This is a genomic window from Streptomyces sp. DSM 15324 (genome assembly GCF_001514285.1).
In the GTDB taxonomy this organism is placed as follows: Bacteria; Actinomycetota; Actinomycetes; order Streptomycetales; family Streptomycetaceae; genus Streptomyces.
This window is the reverse complement of record NZ_KQ949023.1, coordinates 210,869-232,144: the sequence shown is the minus strand read 5'-3', so window position 1 is coordinate 232,144 and position 21,276 is coordinate 210,869. Positions and strand designations below refer to the sequence as shown.

General features: G+C 74.3%; 17 protein-coding genes, 2 tRNA genes and 2 pseudogenes. 14 read left to right on the top strand and 7 right to left on the bottom strand.

Annotated features, from left to right (window positions below; translation table 11 throughout):
• Window positions 1-50 precede the first annotated feature (50 nt).
• Complete coding sequence (locus AQJ58_RS01005; protein ID WP_067243891.1) at window positions 51-1,589, top strand: NsdA family TPR-like regulatory protein; 1,539 nt, start codon at window positions 51-53, stop codon at window positions 1,587-1,589.
• Here AQJ58_RS01005 and AQJ58_RS01000 read toward each other — a convergent pair.
• Window positions 1,579-2,175, bottom strand: coding sequence for a histidine phosphatase family protein (locus AQJ58_RS01000; RefSeq protein ID WP_067243887.1), 597 nt, complete (start codon window positions 2,173-2,175; stop codon window positions 1,579-1,581). The two genes, AQJ58_RS01005 and AQJ58_RS01000, sit on opposite strands and share 11 nt — an antisense overlap.
• Window positions 2,176-2,409: 234 nt before the next feature.
• Here AQJ58_RS01000 and AQJ58_RS00995 point away from each other — a divergent pair, with 234 nt between their 5' ends.
• The 7 genes from AQJ58_RS00995 to AQJ58_RS00965 all read left to right on the top strand — a co-directional run bounded on the left by AQJ58_RS00995 (window position 2,410) and on the right by AQJ58_RS00965 (window position 9,005).
• Complete coding sequence (locus AQJ58_RS00995; RefSeq protein ID WP_067243885.1) at window positions 2,410-3,444, top strand: phosphatase PAP2 family protein; 1,035 nt, start codon at window positions 2,410-2,412, stop codon at window positions 3,442-3,444.
• Window positions 3,395-4,528 (top strand): hypothetical protein, encoded by a 1,134-nt coding sequence (locus tag AQJ58_RS00990; RefSeq protein WP_067243883.1) that lies wholly within the window; start codon window positions 3,395-3,397, stop codon window positions 4,526-4,528. The genes AQJ58_RS00995 and AQJ58_RS00990 overlap by 50 nt, the downstream gene beginning before the upstream one ends.
• Window positions 4,519-6,144: a hypothetical protein gene (locus AQJ58_RS00985; RefSeq protein WP_067243878.1), complete on the top strand. Its 1,626-nt coding sequence runs from the start codon at window positions 4,519-4,521 to the stop codon at window positions 6,142-6,144. The genes AQJ58_RS00990 and AQJ58_RS00985 overlap by 10 nt, the downstream gene beginning before the upstream one ends.
• Window positions 6,141-7,481 carry an AAA domain-containing protein gene (locus tag AQJ58_RS00980; protein WP_067243877.1) on the top strand — a complete coding sequence of 447 codons (1,341 nt, stop codon included), beginning with the start codon at window positions 6,141-6,143 and terminating at the stop codon, window positions 7,479-7,481. The genes AQJ58_RS00985 and AQJ58_RS00980 overlap by 4 nt, the downstream gene beginning before the upstream one ends.
• A 382-nt stretch (window positions 7,482-7,863) precedes the next feature.
• Window positions 7,864-8,232 carry a hypothetical protein gene (locus tag AQJ58_RS00975; protein WP_067243875.1) on the top strand — a complete coding sequence of 123 codons (369 nt, stop codon included), beginning with the start codon at window positions 7,864-7,866 and terminating at the stop codon, window positions 8,230-8,232.
• Between the two features lie 136 nt (window positions 8,233-8,368).
• A complete protein-coding gene (locus AQJ58_RS00970) occupies window positions 8,369-8,941 on the top strand; it encodes a bifunctional DNA primase/polymerase (RefSeq protein ID WP_067243873.1) in 573 nt (190 codons plus the stop codon).
• A tRNA-Lys gene (locus tag AQJ58_RS00965) sits at window positions 8,932-9,005 on the top strand. The genes AQJ58_RS00970 and AQJ58_RS00965 overlap by 10 nt, the downstream gene beginning before the upstream one ends.
• A 145-nt stretch (window positions 9,006-9,150) precedes the next feature.
• On the opposite strand, the gene AQJ58_RS00960 is transcribed toward AQJ58_RS00965, so the two are convergent.
• Entirely contained in the window at window positions 9,151-10,419 is a 1,269-nt protein-coding gene (locus AQJ58_RS00960; protein ID WP_067243871.1) for a M6 family metalloprotease domain-containing protein, read from the bottom strand.
• Between the two features lie 316 nt (window positions 10,420-10,735).
• Here AQJ58_RS00960 and AQJ58_RS00955 point away from each other — a divergent pair, with 316 nt between their 5' ends.
• On the top strand, window positions 10,736-12,598 hold the full coding sequence (locus AQJ58_RS00955) for a putative bifunctional diguanylate cyclase/phosphodiesterase (RefSeq protein ID WP_067243869.1): 1,863 nt from the start codon (window positions 10,736-10,738) through the stop codon (window positions 12,596-12,598).
• A gap of 22 nt (window positions 12,599-12,620) precedes the next feature.
• Here the strand turns inward: AQJ58_RS00955 and AQJ58_RS00950 are convergent, their stop codons facing one another.
• Window positions 12,621-13,736: an LLM class flavin-dependent oxidoreductase gene (locus AQJ58_RS00950; protein WP_067245585.1), complete on the bottom strand. Its 1,116-nt coding sequence runs from the start codon at window positions 13,734-13,736 to the stop codon at window positions 12,621-12,623.
• Between the two features lie 471 nt (window positions 13,737-14,207).
• Complete coding sequence (locus AQJ58_RS00945) at window positions 14,208-14,948, bottom strand: maleate cis-trans isomerase family protein (RefSeq protein ID WP_067243868.1); 741 nt, start codon at window positions 14,946-14,948, stop codon at window positions 14,208-14,210.
• Between the two features lie 158 nt (window positions 14,949-15,106).
• Between AQJ58_RS00945 and AQJ58_RS00940 the strand changes: the two genes are divergently transcribed.
• The 4 genes and pseudogenes from AQJ58_RS00940 to AQJ58_RS00930 all read left to right on the top strand — a co-directional run bounded on the left by AQJ58_RS00940 (window position 15,107) and on the right by AQJ58_RS00930 (window position 17,437).
• A complete protein-coding gene (locus AQJ58_RS00940) occupies window positions 15,107-16,072 on the top strand; it encodes a D-2-hydroxyacid dehydrogenase (protein WP_234359922.1) in 966 nt (321 codons plus the stop codon).
• A gap of 75 nt (window positions 16,073-16,147) precedes the next feature.
• Window positions 16,148-16,264 (top strand): annotated as a pseudogene (locus AQJ58_RS44150) (L-cystine ABC transporter ATP-binding protein YecC); the annotation flags it as partial.
• Between the two features lie 225 nt (window positions 16,265-16,489).
• On the top strand, window positions 16,490-17,248 hold the full coding sequence (locus tag AQJ58_RS00935) for an IclR family transcriptional regulator (protein WP_067243866.1): 759 nt from the start codon (window positions 16,490-16,492) through the stop codon (window positions 17,246-17,248).
• A 115-nt stretch (window positions 17,249-17,363) separates the two neighbouring features.
• A tRNA-Lys gene (locus AQJ58_RS00930) sits at window positions 17,364-17,437 on the top strand.
• Here AQJ58_RS00930 and AQJ58_RS00925 read toward each other — a convergent pair.
• Window positions 17,403-19,048 (bottom strand): annotated as a pseudogene (locus AQJ58_RS00925) (AMP-binding protein). The gene AQJ58_RS00930 and the pseudogene AQJ58_RS00925 sit on opposite strands and share 35 nt — an antisense overlap.
• Window positions 19,049-19,245: 197 nt before the next feature.
• On the opposite strand from AQJ58_RS00925, the gene AQJ58_RS00920 reads away from it, so the two are divergent.
• Window positions 19,246-19,893 (top strand): dihydrofolate reductase family protein, encoded by a 648-nt coding sequence (locus tag AQJ58_RS00920; RefSeq protein ID WP_067243865.1) that lies wholly within the window; start codon window positions 19,246-19,248, stop codon window positions 19,891-19,893.
• 76 nt (window positions 19,894-19,969) lie between these two features.
• On the opposite strand, the gene AQJ58_RS00915 is transcribed toward AQJ58_RS00920, so the two are convergent.
• Window positions 19,970-20,437 carry a DUF3592 domain-containing protein gene (locus AQJ58_RS00915; protein ID WP_067243863.1) on the bottom strand — a complete coding sequence of 156 codons (468 nt, stop codon included), beginning with the start codon at window positions 20,435-20,437 and terminating at the stop codon, window positions 19,970-19,972.
• A gap of 180 nt (window positions 20,438-20,617) precedes the next feature.
• The gene (locus tag AQJ58_RS00910; RefSeq protein WP_067243862.1) at window positions 20,618-21,223 is read right to left on the bottom strand and encodes a lytic polysaccharide monooxygenase auxiliary activity family 9 protein; all 606 of its coding nucleotides are present in this window, start codon (window positions 21,221-21,223) and stop codon (window positions 20,618-20,620) included.
• Window positions 21,224-21,276 lie beyond the last annotated feature (53 nt).

Genomic DNA, 21,276 nt, shown 5'->3' with positions numbered 1-21,276 from the left:
GTCACCCCGGTTCCGGCATGGTTCGACGGTTCGCATGAGAGGACCCGGCCATGGCGTCGTCAACGGTGACCCCACCCCGGCCCGACCGGCCACCACGGCCCAACCTCGCCTTCCGGCACCTGCGCGGACAACGCTCGCCGGCCGAGTTCGCCGCACTGGTACGGCGGGCGGCACGCGAGATCGGCGAGCGGGTCAGCTGCGACGCACGCTATGTCGGGCGGGTCGAGGCGGGGGAGATCCGCTGCCCCAACTACGCGTACGAGCGGGTCTTCCTGCACATGTTCCCCGGCCGGACGCTCACCGACCTGGGGTTCGCGCCCCGGGCGTCCGTCCGCGGACGAGGAGCGCGCGCCGCCGGGGACGCGCCCCCCGTGCACCCCACCAGCCCGGCGCTCACCACCAGTGAGACGCGGGAGGCGGGTGAGACGCGGGAGGCGGGTGAGACATGCGGGGCGCGTGAGCCGTATGACACGCAAACCCCGTACGACACGCACCACAACCACGAGGAGAGCGACGTGCTGCGTCGCGCATTCATGACCGGCGGGGGCGCCACCGTGGCCTCCGTCTCGCTGGGCCCCCTGGCCCTCGCCGTCCCGTCCTCACGGCCCCGCCCGAACGGCGGGGACCCGGCCGCGCCGGCCGCCGGGCGCCGGGTGCGCCGCGTCGGGTCGAGCGAGGCGGGTGTCCTCGAGGACGCGGTCCGCAGAATCCGTCTGCTGGACGACCGGCACGGCGCCGACGGCCTCTACCGTCGCGCGGCCGCCCCCCTGCGCGCCGCCTACGCACTGCTCGACGCCGGCACCACCCGGCAGACGACCGCCGACCGGCTGCACTCGGGCGCCGGGGAACTCGCCATCTCCGTGGGCTGGCTGGCACACGACTCGGGCCGCTTCGACGACGCCCGCTCGCACTACGCGGAGGCCCTCGCCACCGCCCGGATGAGCGGCGACCACGCGCTGGAGGCGCACGCCTTCTGCAACACCGCGTTCCTCGCGCGCGACGCCGGGCGCCCCCGCGAGGCCGTACGGGCCGCGCAGGCCGCCCAGCGCGTCGCACGCCCCCTCGGGTCCCCCCGGCTGATGTCCCTGCTCGCGCTGCGCGAGGCGGGCGGCTGGGCCGGGCTCGCCGACCGGGCCGGCTGCGAACAGTCCCTCGCCCGGGCCCACGCCCTCTACGAGCGGGGCCCCTCGGACGCCGACCCCGAGTGGATGACGTTCTACGGCGAGGCCGAGCTGGCCGGCCTGGAGGCGCAGTGCTGGTCCGCGCTCGGCGACTGGACCCGGGCGGCCCGGCACGCGGGGCGCGCGGCGGACCTCCAGGACCCGCACTTCACCCGCAACATCGCGCTGTACACGGCCGAGCTGGCCGACGATCTGGCCCGCGGCGGGCGGCCCGGCGAGGCGGCGGTGGCGGGCCTGCGGGTGCTGGATCTGCTGGGCCAGGTCCAGTCCTCGCGGATCCAGGGGATGCTGGCCGGCACGGCGCGGGTGCTGCTGCCGCACCGGCGGGCCGACGGGGTGCAGGAGTTCCTGGACCGGCACGCGTCGACACCGCGGTCGGCCGGCCCGAGGCCGGGCGCTACGGCGTGAGGTGACCGAGGTCGTTCCAGCTCTCGATCGCCGGTTCGCCGTACGCCCAGCCCAGGACCGACAGCGAGGTCGGGTTCAGCCGGATGCGGGCGGCGAAGTCCAGGGGGAGGCCCAGCCACCGGGCGCCGATGGAGCGGAGGATGTGACCGTGGGCGAAGACCAGGACGTCCCGGTCCGCCGACCGCGCCCAGGCGACGACGTCGTCCGCGCGCGCGGTGACCTCGGCGAGCGACTCCCCCTCCGGGACACCGTCACGCCAGATCAGCCAGCCGGGCCGGACCTGCTGGATGTCGGCCGGGGTCATGCCCTCGTAGGCGCCGTAGTCCCACTCCATGAGGGTGTCCCAGCGCGTCGCCCGCTCGCCGAAGCCCGCGAGGTCGCAGGTCTCCCGCGCGCGGGCCAGCGGACTGGTGCGTATCTCGACGTCCCGCAGCCCGTCGAACGGCGTCCGGTGCAGCCGTTCGCCGAGCAGCTTGGCGCCCCGGCGGCCCTCCTCCAGCAGCGGTACGTCGGTCCTGCCGGTGTGCTTGCCGGACAGCGACCACTCGGTCTGTCCGTGCCGGGCCAGCAGGATGCGCGGTGCCATGAGGGACCTTTCCGGGGAATCCCTGGGACGTCTCAGGGGAGAAAGCGGAGGCGGGACCCCTCCATCATCGCTCACCCTGAAACGGGGCAACCCGGCGGGCGATCCCGGCGTCTTTGAGGGCCGGGGGCGCCCCGCGGGGGGCGCGCGCATACGCCGTAAAGTGACACGTCCCGCGACCACGGGCGCAGCGACACAGCAGCGACGCATCAGCGACACGAAGGGGGAGGCGATCGGATGCCGCAGACCGAGACACCAGGCACCGAGGCGGCCCCCCGGATCCGGCTGCGCTGGTGGACGGAGCTGCCGCTGATCCTGCTGGTGTACGCCTGCTACTCGGCGGGCCGGCTGCTCGCGCGCGGGGACGTGACGACCGCCGTCGACCACGGCCTGGCGATCCTGCGCATCGAGAAGTACCTCCACCTCAACGCCGAGCACCCGCTGAACCGGCTGTTCACCAGCGAGGCCTGGCTCGGCGTCCCGGCCGACTTCTGGTACGCGTCGCTGCACTACCTGGTGACCCCGGCGATCCTGGTCTGGCTGTTCCGCTCCCGCAGCCTGCGCTACCGGGCCGCCCGCACCTGGCTGATGACGTCCACCTTCATAGGTCTGATCGGCTTCACCCTGCTGCCCACCTGCCCGCCCCGCCTGCTGTCGGCGGAGCACGGCTTCGTGGACACCATGGCCCAGTACAGCTCGTGGGGCTGGTGGGGCGGCGAGGCCAGCGCGCCGCGCGGACTCGGCGGGATGACCAACCAGTACGCGGCGATGCCGAGCCTGCACGTCGGCTGGTCCCTGTGGTGCGGTGTCATGCTGTGGCGTCACGGCCGCACCCGCACGGCGCGCACGGCCGCCGTGCTCTACCCGCTGCTGACGACGATCGTGGTCATGGGCACCGCCAACCACTACTTCCTCGACGCGGTCGCCGGCGCGGCCGTGATGGGCGTCGGACTGCTGCTGACACCGCTCGTGACGCGGACCGCGGACCGGCTGCGGACCGCGGCCGCCGCCGGGGTCCCGTCACCCGCGGCCCGGATCCCGGCCCCGGCGGCGGCCTCCGCGGCCGCCCCGGCCACGCCCTCCCCGGCGGCCACCGCGGACACCACGCCGACGGCCACCCCGGACACCAGCGCCCCGAATGTCAGTGGCGGATGCCAGACTTCGACGGGTGAACGAATTCCACGGCAGCGCGAGTCACGGTTCGGGGCGGGAACCGGACCGGGTGCCTCCCCCTCGGACGCGGGGGACGGCGCTCCGGCAGCGGCTCGCTGAGCTGCGCGGCCCCGACGTACCGGCCAAGGCGCTGGACGCGCGTGCCCTCGCGGCCCTCGCCGCCAACCCCGGCTGCAAGCGGCGCGCGATCCTCGACGGCGCCGGGGTGGACAAGGCGGCGCTGGCCGGGGCCCTGGGCTCCCCGTCGGCCTTCGGCCAGTCCCAGTTCGCCCTCACCCGCGGCAACGCCTTCGAGGCGAAGGTGAAGGCGGACGGCGGCGCGGAACTGCTGCGGCTCGTACACGAACGACTGGACCCGGGCGCCGAACCGCCCACCACCAGGAGCACCCCCGACCTCACCGCCTCCGGCCCCGAGGGCCGCACCGCGCGGACCGCGCTGGCGCTGCGCGAGGCCACCGAACAGGCCCTCGGCACCTGGACGTTCCTCGACCACCCGATGCTGGCCCTCGACGTCGCCGGCTCCACCGCCTTCCTGGAGCCCGACGCGGTGGTGGTGCACCCGGACGGCGGCTGGACGGTCGTGGAGATCAAGTCCTTCCCGATGCTGGACGGTTCGGCCGACCCGGCGAAGGTGGGCGCCGCCGCCCGCCAGGCCGCCGTCTACGTGCTGGCCCTGGAGGAGGTCGCCGCCCGCCTCGACCCGGCACCCCGGGTCCGCCACCGGGTCCTGCTCGTCTGCCCCAAGGACTTCTCCAACCTGCCCACCGCGTCCGCCGTGGACATCCGCAAGCAGCGCGCGGTCACCAGCCGCCAGCTCGCCCGCCTCACCCGCATCCAGGACATCGCCGACACCCTCCCCGACGGCACCTGCTTCTCCCCCGAGCTGCCCGCCGAGCAGCTCACGGCGGCCGTCGAAGCGGTCCCGGCGGCCTACGCGCCCGAGTGCCTGGCCGCCTGCGAGCTGGCGTTCCACTGCCGTGCCCGCTCCCGCGCGGCCGGCGCGGTCACCACCCTGGGCCGCTCGCTCCGCGCCGAACTGGGCGGCCTGAGCACCGTCGAGGACGTCCTCGCCGCGGCCCGCGGCGCGTCCGGGGACCCGGACGACCCGGCCGTGGCCGCCCTGCGCCGGGCCGCGCGGCTGCGCGCCGAGGCGCTCGCCGGCCGGGGGGCGACATGTCGCTGATCGCCGCCCTCGCCCGCCTCGAGGCCGTCACCACCGGCCGCGCCCAGCCCATGGCCACCGTCCGGCACCGCCATCTGTCCGACCGGCCGCTGGTGTTCGTGCCGCTGACCACCGCGGGTGAGGCCGGCGCCCCGCTCGGCGCGCTCGTCGGCACCGACCGGGACGCGCCCCGGCTGCTCGTCGTACCGCAGCCCCGCGACCGCGACCTGCGATTCGCGTTCCTCGCCGAACTCGCCGACGCCGTCCTGCCGTACCTCGACTCCTACGCCGACACCGTGGAGGCCGCCGAGCGGAGCGAGACCGACCCGGAGACGGGCAAACGCGTCAAGGTCGAGGTCGAGCTGTGCGCCGACGCGCCCCAGCTGATCGTCCCGAGCCGCGCCGGCGTCGAGTACGTCCGCCTCCTCGGCCGCTCGATGCGTTTCCGGCGTACGGCGGAGCAGGACCCGGAATCGCCGCATCCGGCGCCCCCGCGCGTGCCGCTGCTCGGCCGGTGGCTGACGCACTTCGGGGAGCGCGCCCGGGTGCCCGGCTCCGCGCTGCTGCTCGCCCTCACCGAGGTCCTCGGCCGGCACTGGGCGACCGGCCAGTCCAGCCTGGAGGACCAGCACCTGGGCGCGCTGCTCGCCTGGATCGACCCTCCCCCGGCCTCGGCCTCGCCCGACCGGGGGGACCCTCACGCGGGCGTCACGGGCGCCGAGGCGGCCGAGCGGGCGGAGCGGGGCCGGGACGCCGCGGGGCAGCTGCTGTGCCCGCCCGCCGGTCCGGCCACCGACCCCGCCTTCGACAACAAGCTGCTGGCCCCGGCCATCGAGCGCTACGACCGCGCGCGGACGGCGTTCGCCGCGGCCGAGGACGGGCTGGAGGCCGACGACCGGCTGGGCGCGCTCGCCGCCGCCGAGGGGGAGATCCGCGAGCTGGTGCTGAGCCGGACCCTGCCCACCTGGCAGGCGGTGTGGCGGGGGCTCGACCTGCTGCGGGAGCTGCCCGAGGGCGCGCACGTCGAGGAGCGGTGGACCCGCGACCGCTGGTCGTTCACCGGCCACCGCGACCGGGTCGCCGCGGGCGAGCCCCCGCAGCCGCGCCGCGACGACGCGGTGACCGCGGCGAACAAGCTGGCCACGCGCGAGCGGGAACAGGCCCGGCTGGAGGCGCAGGAAGCCCTGGACGACCCGCTGGTGATGGCCGGGCGGCGGCTGGCCGGGGAGGCGTTCGAGGGCGAGGTCGTGGACGTCACCATGGCGTACAGCGAGGGCAGACGGCCCAGTCCCCGCCCGCTGGTCACCGTACGGACCGATGACCGCCCGCATCTCGGGGAGCGGGCGAAGGCGTACCGGTCGCTGGGCGGGAAGCCGCAGGCGGCGGAGTGCGTGGAGCGGCCGGAGGACGGGTTGCTGGTGCTGCGGATCGTCGACCGGATGGGCCGCGGCAAGGAGCCGGAGCAGGGATCGGTGCCGGAGAAGGGCGACCTGATCTGCTTCACCCTCTTCGAACACGAGCAGCGGGGCGGCGCCAGGCTGCCGGACCCGGAGGAGACGCCGTGGACGCACGGCGGACCGCCCGGCGAGCCGGTGCCCGAAGCCCCCGACTCCGTCACCCGGGAGGACGTCCTGTGACCACCGAGGCCGCCTTCGACCCCGGTACGGCCGCGACCCGCGCGACCGACGCGATCCTCCACGACACGCTGCACGGCACCACGCGCGGGGTGGTCGTGGACTCCCCGCCCGGCGCGGGGAAGTCCACACTCGTCGTCCGGGCGGCGCTGGAACTCGCGGACGCGGGGCGCCCGTTGATGGTGGTGGCGCAGACCAACGCGCAGGTCGACGATCTGGTGCTGCGGCTCGCCGAGAAGAGCCCCGAACTGCCGGTCGGGCGGCTGCACAGCAGCGACGCCGACCCGTACGACAAGGCGCTGGACCGCCTGGAGAACGTGCAGAAGTCGGCGAAGGCCGCGGAGCTGGCAGGCCTGCCGGTGGTGATCTCCACCGCCGCCAAGTGGGCGCATGTGAAGGTCGACGAGCCGTGGCGGCACGCGATCGTGGACGAGGCGTACCAGATGCGCTCGGACGGGCTGCTGGCCGTGGCCGGGCTGTTCGAGCGGGCGCTGTTCGTGGGCGACCCGGGGCAGCTGGACCCGTTCGCGATCGTGGGCAGCGAGCAGTGGGCGGGCCTGTCGTACGACCCTTCGGGCTCCGCCGTGACCACCCTGCTGGCGCACAACCCGGACCTGCCCCAGCACCGTCTGCCGGTCTCCTGGCGCCTCCCGGCCTCCGCGGCGCCCCTGGTCTCCGACGCGTTCTACCCGTACACACCCTTCCGCAGCGGCACCGGGCACGGCGACCGGCGGCTCTCCTTCGGCGTGCCCTCCGACGGCTCGGGTCCCGACCGGGTGATCGACGAGGCGGCGGAGTCCGGCTGGGGCCTGCTGGAGCTGCCCGCACGGCACACGCCCCGCACCGACCCCGAGGCGGTCAGGGCGGTGGCGACGGTCGTACGGCGTCTGCTGGACCGGGGCGGCTCGGCCGTCTCGGAGCGCTCCCCGCACCCGACGCCCGTGACCGCGGGCCGGATCGCCGTCGGCACCGCGCACCGGGACCAGGCGGCGGCGGTCCGGGCGGCGCTGGCCGAGCTGGGCGTGGCGGACGTCACGGTGGACACCGCGAACCGGCTCCAGGGCATGGAGTTCGACGTCACGGTGATCCTCCACCCGCTCTCCGGCCGCCCCGACGCCACCGCCTTCCACCTGGAGACCGGCCGCCTCTGCGTCCTCGCCTCCCGCCACCGTCACGCGTGCATCGTGGTCTGCCGCGCGGGTGTGAGCGACCTCCTGGACGACTACCCGTCCACGGAACCGGTCCAGCTGGGCACGCTCGTGAAGTTCCCGGACGGCTGGGAGGCGAATCACGCGGTGCTGGCCTGCCTCGGGGAGCACCGGGTGGTCTGGCGTCCCTGACCGCCTCTCCGGCACCTGCCCGGGCAGACGATCAGCGCCACGCCGCCCCACCCGCCGGACGGAGTCCGGCCCGCCGCCGGAGGCGGCCACGGGAAACAGCCCGGACGGCTGGGAGGCAATGATGTCCACATGGGATCACTGGTAGGCGGGCGGGACCCCGGCCCGTGGGACCGGCGAACGTACGTGCCCCGGCTCCGCGGAGGGCGGGGGTACGGCCGCAGGCCTGGAACGGGTCGGGGCGGGGGAACATCCCGGGGTGCGGATTCCTTGAGAGTGCGGGACCCGGGGGCTCTTGCGCCGCCGGGGGACAATGGAAGGTGGTCCGCACAGGAACGCGCGCCCGCGCGCCCGCACGACGTACGACGTACGAGGAGGACAAGACATGGCGGAGCCCACGCCGCGTCGGCACGAACCGCGGCTACGCCCCGCGCCCCTGCTCTTCGAGCCGGCGGAGGCGGCCGGTGATCCGGAGCACTTCTTCGACCTGGAGTCGATCGACGACCCGGGCGCGCTGCTGGCACGCGCGACGGAGCTGACGGTGGCGTTCCAGGCGGCCGCCGACCGGGCGCTGGAGTTCCAGGCCGTCGCGGCGGCCCAGCTCGCCGACCCGCGCCGCTTCGACCGGCTGACGCCCGCGGACATCGCCCGGCGGGCCGAGTGGACCGAGGACTACGCGAAGAAGATGGTCGAGTTCGGCCGGGACCTGCTGCGAGGCGACGCCGAGGGCCGCGGGCCGGTGGACCCGCTGTAGTCCCCGCGGGACCGGCACCACCCGAACGGCATATGCCAGACGGGCAGGCGGGCAAGATACTCCGCTTCCCGACCCCCTGTCCCGGCTTTCCGCAACTCTCGGGATCCGTCCCCTCACAGCGGGTAGACAGGTGGGCATGAGCAGCGCATGTGTCACCGCGGACGGCGCCGTCTGGCTGGCCTCCGCCGGAACGTATCCGCGCAGCACCCTCGCCCTGTGGGAGGAGCGGCCGCACGCCCCGGTCGTGCTGCCCTGTGGCTCGGTGTTCGACATCGTGAGCGCGCCGGCGGTGTTCGGGCGGCTGATGCTGGACCGGCTGTGGCGCGAGGGGCCGGGTTCCGGGCCGGTGGCGGTGCTGCGGGGGCGGACGCTGCTGTTCGCCGCGCCGGGCACGGCCCAGCGGCTGCCGTCGCTGCTGGAGTGGGAGGAGTGGGGCACGCGCGGCCGGCCGGACGGCCGTACGCACTCCGTGCCGCCGCTGCTGTGCCACGGCACCGGGGACGCGGTGACCGTGCCCGCGCTCACCCCGGAGCGGGAGCACGGGCCCACCCGCTGGGTGGTCGCCCCGGACTGCCGGCACCCGTGGCTGCCGGGGCCCGAGGTGCTGCTCTGGGCGGCCGTGCGGGCGGCCCGTGCGGCGGTGCGGATATCGATTTTTCCCCCGGCGGACCAGGATGCTAAGGTCTACGACGTCAGCAGGCGCCGCTAGCTCAGTTGGTTAGAGCAGCTGACTCTTAATCAGCGGGTCCGGGGTTCGAGTCCCTGGCGGCGCACGACGTCGAGGGCGAGGCTTGTTCGCGGAAAGCGCGAACCAGCCTCGCCCTCGTCTTTTTCTGCGCGGCCGGGCCGCGCGCGGTGGGGGCTCCGCCACCCACACCCCCTTCCGCGTCGGACCAGCCGCCCGGCGTCTGGATGTACTCAGACGCGCGGCAGCGTGATCTTCACGTTCCAGGCCCCTGTGGGGGTTCGGTTCTCCGCCTGTACCTGTACGCCCGTGCCCGGCACCGTGAAGTTCTCGCCGAGGGCGACCGGGGCGTCGGCGAGGGGTGGGTAGACGGAGGATTCCCAGCAGGCGTCGGTGCGCGGGTGGGCGTCGATCACCTCGACCGGGCCGCGGCCGGACTGGGCGTCGCCGCTGATCCGGTAGACGAGGATGCCGGAGCGGCAGGCGGCGCGGTCGTTGCCGATGGGCCCGCGGGCCTCGAAGGCGAGGACGGAGTCGGGGCCGGTGCGCACGACGGCCAGTTTGGCGCCGTCGCCGAGGCCGAAGGCGGGTGCGCCGGAGGTGCCGGTGACGGGGACCCCGGGGCCGGCGCCGAGCGGTTCGAGGGTGAGCCGGGTCGGCCCCGCCTTCCGTACACACACCACCTGGCGCGGCGCCAGCCAGCCCAGCTTCCACTTGTGCCAGCCGAAGAGGTCGGGGGCGAGTCCGAACTGGCTGCCCATCAGGTCCCAGTCGCCGACGTAGGTGTCCCAGTCGCCCTTGCCGTCGACCGGCCGGTGGTAGAGGTCGGGCAGGTCGAACACGTGCCCGGTCTCGTGGGCCAGTACCAGCCGGTCCGGGGGGTGCTGCTCGAAGACCGTGACGACCCGGCGGATGTCGGTGCCGTCGGCGTGCAGGGGCTCGTCCAGGTTGACGACCTTCGTGGCGTCGGAGTCCACGCCGGGCGCGTCCGGGTCGGCGACGAAGTAGACCAGGTCGTACCGGGAGAAATCGACCGAGGGGTCGGCGGCGGCGAGCGCGTCGTGCAGATAGGCGGCGCGGCGCTCGGCGTTCCAGTCGCGCTGTATGGCGTACGCGGTGGACGGCTTCGGCATCCGGATCCAGCGTTCGAGCGGGTGGGCGCGCAGGGTGAACCGGCCGTAGGACGCCTGCTGGAAGAAGCGGCTGGTGGCCGGGAAGTGGTCGGCGGCGAGTTCGGCGGGGGTGGTGGCGGGGGCGCGGTCCGGGAAGGACAGGAAGACCATCACCGCGTCGAGGGCGCGGGTGGGGCGGGGGTAGGCGGTGTTCCAGGTGTCGAGCCCCTCGGAGTGGTGGGCGTCGGTGCGCTTGAGGACGCAGGGGGCGGCGGAGAAGGGCTCGGCGATGGAGGGGCCGGTGGCCAGCGAGATCGCGGCGATCGCCGAGAGGGTGGTGCACAGGGCCGCAGTGCTGCGCAGTCGGGGGCGCGGGAACAGTCGCGGCACTTCGGACCTCCGGGGGCGGTTCGCGGGACACCGCCCCCAGCCTGTTCGACTTTGTCACGCTATGCCCTGTTTGTCTGCCCCAGAAGAGTGAGGAGGAAGAAAGCGGGCATCAATCCCGACACCCCCGGAATTCTCACGGTCCGTCACAAGCGATCGAGCACCCGCAGAAGCGGTCCACCTGCGGGCAGAAACGATCTGTCAGAACGGTGGGGTGTTCCGGGACACTGGGCAGTGGCTGCGCAACTCCGGGGGCAGCATCTATGATCGGCACACTTTCCTGCCAGGACAGCGATCGAGTGCACTGCGGGAGCGAGCGGTGAGCGGAACGTCCGAAGGGTCGACGCCCGCGGCAGACCTCGACCGGTCCGCCGTCACGGAGCGTGACAGTCATGCCGCTACTTGTGCGGAGAGCCTGGACGGAGCCGACCCCCCGGCCTACCGTTCCGTGTTCGCGGCAGCGCCTCTGGCCATGGCCCTCGTCGATCGTGACGGTCAGGTCGTGGACGCCAACCAGGCGCTGGGCGAGCTGCTCGGCGGCGACGGGGCGAACCTGGTCGGGCGGGTCGCCGCCGACCTGCTCGACCTCGCCTCCGACGCCCGCACCTGGCACGCCTACCGCGAGGTGCTCCGCGGCCGCCAGGCGAAACTGCGCTGCACCCGGCGGCTGAAACACCCCGACGGGCGCACGCTGTGGGCCCAGGTCACCGTCGCCCCCCTGGACGGGGGCGGGCCGCCCGGGGTGCTGCTGTCGGTCGCCGACGTGAGCGACCGCCGTGACCTCCAGGCGAGGCTGCGGCACCTGCAGATGCACGACCCGGTGACCCGGCTGCCCAACCGCACCCTGTTCTTCGAGCGGGTGTCGGCGGCCCTGGAGGCGGAGTCGTACGAGCAGAGCGGAACCGGCCGGATCGGCCTGTGCTACCTCGACCTGGACGGCTTCAAGGCGGTCAACGACACCCTCGGCCACCGCGTCGGCGACCGGCTGCTGGCGACCGTGGCCGACCGGCTGACGGAGTGCGCGAAGGAGGCCGGGCAGAACCGGCCGAGCGAGCCGCTGGTGGCCCGGCTGGGCGGGGACGAGTTCGCACTGCTGGTGGAGGACTCGACCGGCACCGAACAGCTCGCGGATCTCGCGGAGTCCGTGCTGAAGGCGCTCCAGGCGCCCTTCGACCTCGCCGGACAGCGGATGAACGTCTCCGCGTCCATCGGGGTCGTCGAACGGCACGCCGCCGGGACCACCGCGACCGCGCTGATGCAGGCCGCCGACACCACGCTGTACTGGGCGAAGGTGGACGGCAAGGACCGCTGGACGCTGTTCGACCCGGAGCGCAACGCGCATCTGATGACCAGCCAGGCCCTCGCCTCCACCCTGCGGCCCGCCATCGAGCGCGGGGAGTTCCGGCTGGAGTACCAGCCGCTGGTCGGTATGTCGGACGGACGGCTGCGCGGGGTGGAGGCGCTGGTGCGCTGGGACCACCCGCGGTTCGGTTCGCTGCCGCCGAATCGGTTCGTCGCGCTGGCCGAGGAGGACGGCTCGATCGTCCCGCTCGGCCGATGGATTCTGGCCACCGCATGCCGTCAGGCCCGCGCCTGGCAGCTGGACCGGCCGGAGGAGCCGCCGCTGTTCGTGAGCGTCAACGTGGCGGTCCGTCAGGTGTGGGACTCCGACCTGGTGGCGGACGTGGCGGAGATCCTCGCCGAGACCGGGCTGCCGCCGCACCTGCTCCAGCTGGAACTCACCGAGTCGGCCGTCATGGGTTCGGCGGGCCGCCCGCTCCAGGCCCTCCAGGCCCTCAGCGACATGGGCGTGCACATCGCCATCGACGACTTCGGCACCGGCTACTCCAACCTCGCCTATCTGAGCCGGCTGCCGGTCTCGGTCCTCAAGCTGGACGGGTCGTTCGTCCGCGGCTTCCAGTACGAGGGCACCGGCGCGGCGCCCAACCCGGCCGACGAGGTCGTCGTCGAGGCGATGATCGACCTCGCCCACCGCCTCGGCCTCACCGTCACCGCCGAGTGCGTGGAGACCGCCGCGCAGGCCAACCGGCTGCGCAGCATCGGCTGCGACACCGGCCAGGGCTGGCTGTACTCGCGGGCGGTGTCGCCGGACCGCATCTCCGAGCTGCGGGCGGCGGGCCCGGACCGGGCCGCACCCGTGGGGGCACCGCAGAACCCGTAGGGTGCCCCCGGGCGACCGGCTCTCAGCCGACCGCCGGCAGTCCGTACGCGTCCGCGACCAGCTCGTACGACCGCAGCCGCAGTTCGCCGCGGTGGGCGTGGCTGGTGAGCATCAGCTCGTCGGCGCCGGTGCGCTTGTGCAGGTCGTCGAGGCCGGTGCGGACCTCGTCGGCGGTGCCGTGGACGATGTTCGCCGACCAGGAGTCGACGAACTCCCGCTCCAGCTCGCTGAACGTGTGCGCCTCCGCCTCCTCGGGGGAGGGGAAGAGACCGGGGCGGCCGGTGCGCAGCCGGACCATGTTGAGGCCCGTGGCGAGGACCTGGCGGCGCGCCTCGCGTGCGTCGTCGGCGGCCAGGACGGAGACGCCGATCACGGCGTACGGCTCGGAGAGCACCGCGGACGGGCGGAAGGACTCCCGGTAGAGGTCGAGGGCCGGGACGGTGTTCTGCGCGGAGAAGTGGTGCGCGAAGGCGAAGGGCAGGCCGAGGAGTCCGGCCAGCCGGGCGCTGAAACCGGAGGAGCCGAGCAGCCAGACCGGCGGGCGGTGCCGGGACTGGACGCCCCCGGGCGCGGTCGCCTGGACCGGCCCGGGTACGGCGTGGACACGGCGGTAGCGGTGCCCGTCGGGGAAGTCGTCGTCCAGGAACCGGATCAGCTCGGCGAGCTGCTCGGGGAAGTCGTCGGCGCCCTCGTGCAGCGTGGCCGTCCGGCGCAGGGCGGCGGCGGTGGCGCCGTCGGTGCCCGGGGCGCGGCCGAGGCCGAGGTCGATCCGGCCCGGCGCGAGGGCCTCCAGGGTGCCGAACTGCTCGGCGATGACGAGGGGCGCGTGGTTGGGCAGCATGACGCCGCCCGAACCGAGCCGGATGCGGTCGGTGTGGGCGGCGAGGTGGGCGAGGATCACCGCGGGCGAGGAGGAGGCGACGCCGGGCATCGAGTGGTGCTCGGCGACCCAGTAGCGGTGGAAGCCGCGGGACTCGGTGAGCCGGGCGAGGGCGACGCTGGTGCGCAGGGCGTCGGTGGCGGTGCGCCCGGAGCCGACCGTGACGAGGTCGAGGACGGAGAGGGGGGCGGGGGCGGTGCCGTGGGCGGTGGCGCGTATGCCGTCCGTCGCGGTGCCGGGCGTCGCGGTGCCGTCCATCGGGGTGCCGCCGGGCGCCCTGCCGTCCGTCGCGGTCCCGGCCGTAGCGGTCCCGCCGGGCGTCGCGGTGCCGTCCGTCGCGGTCCCGGCTGTCGCGGTCCCGCCGGGCGTCGCGGTGCCGGCCGTAGCGGTCCCGGCTGTCGCGGTGCCGCCGGGCGCCCTGCCGGCCGTAGCGGACCCGGCCGTAGCCGTCCCGCCGGGCGTCGCGGTGCCGGCCGTAGCGGTCCCGGCCGTCGCGGTGCCGCCGGGCGCCCTGCCGTCCGTCGCGGACCCGGCCGTAGCGGTCCCGCCGGGCGTCGCGGTGCCGGCCGTCGAGGTGCCGCCGGGCGCCGTCCCGTCTGCCGCCGTCCCGGCCGTCGCCGTCTCGTCTGCCGCCACGGAGTCCTCCTGTTGTCGGGCTTGCGGTGTCCTCCACCCACTAACAGGAGGGTGTCCCCGTTTATTCCCGCCCGCAGCCGCCCGGGAGGCCGCTCACACCTGCACGATCGGCTCCCGCCGGAACAGCGCCCCCAGTTCCGGCGCGTTCACCCGCCGGTCCGTCAGTCGCAGCCCCTCCCACACGGTCACCTGGTTCGCGGTCAGGACGGGTTTGCCCAGCTCCCGTTCGAGAGCCGGGAGGCAGGCGACGGTGTGCAGGGCCGTGTCGGGCAGCAGGACCGCGTCGGCGCCGAAGGCGTCGACGGCCCGCGCCAGGGCGAGCACCTCCGCCTCGCCGTAGGCCCCGGCCCGCTCCGCCGTGACCCCGGCGGCGTGCACCGCGGTCACCTCCAGTCCGCCGGCCCGCAGGAACTCCGCGAACTGCGCGGCGGCCCCGTCCGGGTAGGTGGCCCCCACCGCGACCCGGGCGGCGCCCACTTCCCGGGCCGCGTGCACGAAGGCGAACGAGGTCGAGGAGGCGGGCATGCCGGCGGCCGTGGCCAAGGTGCGCACCTGCTCGCGGGCACCCTCCTGGCCGTAGCCGAAACTGCCGCGCGTGGAGGCCCAGACGATGGCCTCCGCGCCCGACAGCCGCAGTTGCTCGACGCCCGCCGCGAGCCGGTGCGGCGCGCCCAGGCGCAGGGAGGCGTCGGTGAGCCCGCCGTCCTCCCCGCCCTCCTGCCCGGGGTCCGCGCGGACGAGGTCCACCCGGATGTCGCCGGCCAGGAGCTGCTCGATACGGGGGTAGTCGTCCTCGGCACAGTGGCCCGGGTGGAGGAATCCGAGTGCGGTCATGACGGCCTTCCTGCTGCTGCTCTTCTTCCGGAGGTACCCGGGTACCCCGTGTGCGCAGCCCACGGCCGCCATCCTCACCTGGTTGGCGGTCCGGACGTGTTGACGGCCGTCGGCCGGGGTGCGACCGTGTTCCGTCCGCGCACGTCAGGCCCTTGGTCATGAGAAGGCACCGGATGGCCGCCGTCCCCACGCTCCTCGTCCTCGACGCGGAGCCCCTCCCCCGCCTCGGCCGGCTCACGGGCCGGGTGCGGGTGCTGCACGCCGACGGCTCCACCCTCGGCGCGCTGCTGCCGCGGGCCGACGTCCTGCTGGTGTGGGACACCTCCTCGGACGCGGTGCGCGCCGCCTGGCCGGGCACCGGGCCGCGCCCGCGCTGGGTGCACACCGCGGGCGCGGACGTGGACCGGGTCCTCTCCCCGGAACTGGCCGCGTCCGACACGGTGCTGACGAACGCGCGCGGAGTCTTCGCCGAGCCGGTCGCCGAGTACGTCGCCGCGCTGGTCCTGGCGATGGCGAAGGACCTGCCGGGGACCTGGACGGCGCAGACGCGCCGCGAGTGGCGGCCGCGGGAGAGCCGGCGGGTGGCCGGCACCCGGGCCGTGGTCGTCGGATCGGGCCCGGTGGGCCGGGCGATCACCCGCACCCTGAAGGCGCTCGGCGTCACCACCGCGCTCGTCGGACGGGTCCCGCGCACCGGCATCCACGGCCCCGACGACCTGGACCGGCTGCTCGCCCGCGCGGACTGGGTGGTCGCGGCGGCCCCGCTCACCGAGCTGACCCGGGGCCTGTTCGACACCCGACGCTTCGGCGTGATGCAGCCCTCGGCCCGTTTCCTCAACGTCGGCCGCGGCGGCCTGGTCGTCGAGGAGGCCCTCGTACGGGCCCTGCGCAGCCGCTGGATCGCGGGCGCCGCCCTGGATGTGTTCGGCGCCGAACCCCTGCCGCCCGAAAGCCCGTTGTGGCAGGTCCCGGGCCTGCTGGTGTCCCCGCACATGAGTGGCGCCGCGGTCGGCCGGCACGACGAGCTGGGGGCGCAGTTCGTGGAGCAGTTCGAGCGCTGGGCGGCGGGCCGGCCGCTGCGGAACGTGGTCGACAAGGCGCGCGGATACGTCCCCGGCCGCTGACGGTCAGCACACTCCCCTCAGCCGACGGCGCTCGGCGCGCTGGGCGCCGCGGGCTGTGCGCGCGTGGCCACCGCGTCCACCGGGGTACTGATGTTCGACGCGGGGCGGGTCGTCGAGGCGGGTCCGCCGGAGCAGATCTTCGGCGCGCCGGAGGAGGAGCGGACCCGGGAGTTCCTGAGCGCGGTGCGGTAACGGGGCAGGTCGCGCACCGGGCCGGAGCGACTGGGCATGCCTTGGGCATATGCCAGAGGGTCAGTGTCGCAGTTGAGGACGCCAAAGGCACACCATCTTCTCGCCAACAACCCCTCCCCTCCGCCTCCTTGGCCGTTATCGTGGAAGTGATTCGCTGCCAGGATCACCGCTCATGGATCACCGCTCATGGATCACGGCCAGAGGAAGCGACCAGGGGGGAACACCGTGGCGCTGAAGCACGAGCCGACCGCGCCGTACCACTCGGCTCAGGACGCCCTGCGCGTCCTGGAGACGGTGGCCCGGCACTCCACCGGTGTCACCGACACCGAGCTCGCCCGCGAGACCGGCCTGGACCGGGACCGGCTGACCACGCTCCTGCGCATGCTGCGCCGCGAGGGATACGTCGAGCAGATCACCGGCGGCGCCTATGTCACCGGGGACGCCCTGACCCGCCTGGGCTCCGCCCACGGCCACCAGCAGGCCCTGCGCGCCCAGCTCCAGCGCACCCTGGACCGGCTGCGCGACTCGATCGGCGCCGCCGTCTACGTCAGCCGGTACGTCGACGGCGAGGTCACCATCGCCCAGTACGCCGACAGCCCCGCCACCCCCGCCGTCCACGAGTGGTTCGACTTCCGCTCCTCGGCGCACGCCACCGCGCTCGGCAAGAGCCTGCTCGGCCAGCTCGACCACAACGGCCGGCGCGACCACCTCTCCCGGCACAAGATGGCCCGCCTCACCTCGCGCACCATCACCAGTGACCGGCTGCTGCTGTCCCGGCTGGAGTCCCAGCCGCCGACGGTCCCGCACCTCGACCTCCAGGAGTACGCGGTCGGCACCGTCTGCGCGGCCGTCCCGATCACCGCCGGCTCCTCCGTGGGCTGCCTCGCCCTGTCCCTGCCCGTCGCCCACGCCCACCGCCTGCGCCAGGCGGCCGACGCCCTGAACAGGAACGCGGCCCCGGTCCTGCTCTCCCTGGCGATCTAGAGCGAGTTTCGAAAGTCCCGTCTGCCCGGGGCGGCGGGCTGGTCCGAAGCACCCCAGAGGACCAGGTAGTATTTTCTCTGTCGCCGGCCGCCGAAGGGCGGAGGGCGGGAGTCATGCGCCGCTAGCTCAGTTGGTTAGAGCAGCTGACTCTTAATCAGCGGGTCCGGGGTTCGAGTCCCTGGCGGCGCACACAGGAAGGGCCCCTCGTGGAGACACGAGGGGCCCTTCGGCGTCCCCCTCGGTCAGCGGCCGGTAGCCGGCCTCCCCCGGCGGGCGCCACCACACCGGGTCCGCGCACCGCACCCCCTCCCGCCTCAGCAGCGCGCGGTGGATCTTGTTGGTGGCGGTGACGGGCATCCGCTCCACCACCCGGACAAACCGGGGCGCCATCTTCGTCCCCAGGTCCGGCTGGGCGGCGAGGAACGCGGCGAAGGCGGCCGGCTCGAACTCCCCCGCGAGCGTCGCCATCACCTGGTCCCCGGTCACCGGGTCCGGCACCGCGTACACGGCGACGGCGTCCGCGCCCTCGTACCGGGCGAGGATGTTCTCGATCATCGCGGCGGCCAGGTTCTCGCCGTCCACGCGGATCCTGTCCTCCGTACGCCCGGCGAAATAGAGGTAGCCGCCGGTGTCGCGGTAGAAGAGGTCGCCGGTCCAGTACAGGCCGTCCCGGCGGCGCTCGGACTCCGCCTGCGGGTTGCGCCAGTACCCCTCGAACGGGTTCGGTCCGCGGTTGACCAGCTCCCCGATCGCCTCGTCCCCGTTGAGCAGCCGCCCGGCGGCGTCGAAGCGGGCCGGCGGGCACTCCTGGCCCGACTCCGCGTCGAGGACGGCCAGCCCGGGGCCCGCCCGCCCCACCGCGCCGGCCGGTGTGCCGGGCGTCCACTGCACCGCCGCGCCGCCCTCCGACGAGCCGTACCCCTCCACCAGCGGCACCCCGAAGCGCCGCTCGAAGGCCGCCGCGTCCACCACCCCGGCCTCGGTCCCGAAGCCGAGCCGCAGCACATGGTCCCGGTCGGCCGGGCCCGGCTCGGTGGCCAGCAGGTACTGGATCGCCCGGCCGACATAGGTGAAGTACGTCGCCCGGTGGCGCCGCACGTCCGCGAGGAACCCGGAGGCCGAGAAGCGGCGGCGCAGCGCCACCCCGGCCCCGGCCGCCAGCGCGGGGGCCCAGTCGGCGATCACCGCGTTGCCGTGGAACATCGGCATGCACACGTAGTGCACGTCCTCCGGTACGACGGAGAACCGCGCCGCCAGGGACCGGCCCGCGGCGACCAGCCGGCCCTGGGTGCAGATCGCGGCCTTGGGAGCGCCGGTCGAACCGGAGGTGAAGTAGAGCAGGAGACGGTCGCCGGGGCGGGCAAGGGACGGGTCGGGGCGGGCGCCCGCGCAGGGCGCGAGGAGAGCCTCGTACTCCTCCGTGCCGGTCACCAGGACCCGGACGCCGGGCAGGTCGAGCCCGGCGAGCAGCGGGAGGTGAACCCGCTCGGTGATCAGCAGGGCGCACTCGGTGTGCAGGATGTCGCGGGCCAGCTCGGCGCCCCGGCGGGTGGGATTGATCCCGGCGACCGCCGCGCCGGCGAGCGCGGCGGCGGACAGCCACAGCGGGAACTCCGGGGTGTTGTCCAGCAGCACGCCGACATGCGGGGCGGCGCCAGGCGGCAGCAGCTCGGCGAGGAGCGCGGCCCGGGCGGCGGCACCGGCCGCGACCTCGTGATGGCTGAGCACCGTGTCCTCGCACCACAGTCCCGGCCGGTGGTCGTCCCAGCGGTGCGCTACGAGTGCGGCGACGGACTCCATGGGGGCGCACGGTAGCTGACATGGCGTCAGATGACTATGCGGACGGCGCGCGGGAACGGCCGAGCGGGGCACGTGCGGAAGAAACCCGGGCGCCGTTGTCGATCCGGCCGCGTTCCGTTCGACATCCTGACGGAGGACGCAATGGTCCTCCGCACAATCGCCTTCCGTGGAGGCGACCGGACCTGATGAGGACAGTCATGGATCAGTTGCTGCGCGTGCAGAACTTCACCGTCTCGAGCGACGGCGTCGCCGCCGGGGAGGACCAGAGCCTGGAGCGGCCGTTCGGCCACGCCGTGGATCCGGCCCGGCTGTTCTCCTGGGCCGGCGCCACGGCGAGCTGGCCCAACCGCACCGAGCCCGGCGGAAGCCGCGGCCTCGACGACTACTTCGCCCGCGACTTCGGCCACAACATCGGTGCCGAGATCATGGGCCGCAACAAGTTCGGACCCCAGCGCGGAGCGTGGCGCGACCACGAGTGGCGTGGCTGGTGGGGTGACGAGCCGCCCTTCCACACGCCGGTGTTCGTCCTGACCCACCACCCGCGTCCGTCGTTCACGCTCTCCGACACCACGTTCCACTTCGTGGCCGGCGACCCCGCCGACGTGCTCGCGCAGGCACGGGAGGCCGCGCGGGGCAAGGACGTCCGGCTGGGCGGCGGCGTGACCACCGTCCGGGAGTTCCTCGACGCCGACCTCGTCGACACCCTGCACGTGGTCGTCACGCCGGTGGAAATCGGCTCCGGGCTCCGCTTGTGGGACTCTCCCGACGAGTTGCTGGACCGGTTCCACCTGGAGGTCGTGCCCAGCCCGAGCGGCGTGACGCACCATCTCTTCTGGCGCAGGTGACACGGCCGGCCCTGCGCGCACCCCGGTCACGGCCCTACGGCCCTAACGGCCCTAACGGCCCTACGGCGCGACGGCCCTACGGAGCGACGTCGCTCCAGGCGGAGATCTCCGTCTGGGCGCCGATCATGAAGGCGACGCAGCCGGCGAGCACCAGGCCGAGGAAGAGCAGCAGAGAGCCGGACTGGGCGAAGAGCCGCCCGTGCGCCGGGGGGTGGGCGGTGGCCTGCTCGGGGCGGTCGGCGGGATGGAAGACGGTGACGATGTCGCCCTCCAGGATCGTCCCCGGGCCGTTCTCCTCCTCGAACCGGACCGTGCGGCCCTCGCGGGTGGTGAACTCGTAGACGTGGTGCAGGACCGTCGTCACCCGGCGGTGCTCACCCGTGCTCGTCCTGGTCGTCGTGTAGGTCCGCAGACAGCGCGCCTCGGCCGTCAGCCCGCTGCCCCAGGCCCGGCTGACGCGGCGCGTCCGCCTGATCACCGTGTACATGGCGAAGAGAACGCCCATGATCATGATCGATGGGACGACCAGGAAGAAGATGTCCATACGAGCCCCCCGAGCTTCGGTCACCGGCCTGCCCGGCCGGTGTGCAGGGAACGTACCCGAGCGCGGGGCGGCGTTGACTCAAGAGAAGCTCAGAACTCCCGGGCGGACGCGGGTGGCCTCCTCCGGGGTCCGCGCACGCCCGTCGGCTGCGCACGCGGACCCTGGCCGGCCGACGGGCCCTCAGAAGGTGACGTCGGAGCAGGCGTAGAAGGCGTTGCCCGTGTCGGCGATCGTCCAGACCGCGAGGATCACATGACGGCCGGACAGGCCCGACGGGAGCGTGCCGCTGTGGGAGAGGGTGGCGGGCGGACGCCCGCCGCCGTAGGGGACGGTGAGGAACGGGGTGAGGTCGAGGTCGGAGCGGGCCAGGTTGTGGTTCTGGTTCCAGCCCTGCCTGGTGACGTAGTACCTGAAGTCGGTCGTGGCGTGCATCGCGGTGAACTGCCAGCGGAAGGTGTAGCTCCGGCCACCGGTCAGCCGGGTGGCCGGCCAGGCCCCGCCCGAGGGGGTCCTCGGGCTGTCGAGCTGGGCGAAGCGGGCGTTGTTCGCGGAGCAGATCGATCCGTCGGCCGCCCCTGAGCCCGGGAAGCCCTTCGGACCTTCGACGCTCTGCGGCTCCCACTGGATGTCGCCGCAGCCGGTGACCGTGCCGTTCTGGCAGAGCTTCTGCCGGCTGACGGGCAGATCGGTGTAGCCGTGACCGCTCGCGCCGCCGGCCGAGAGCACGAGGGCTCCCGCCGTGGTGAGCCCGAGCGCGGCGGCGTACCACTTGGTCTTTTCGCGCATGCTGCCGCTCCTGGAGAACGTGGGGAGTTCACTGAGCCGAGCCGTGCAGGTCT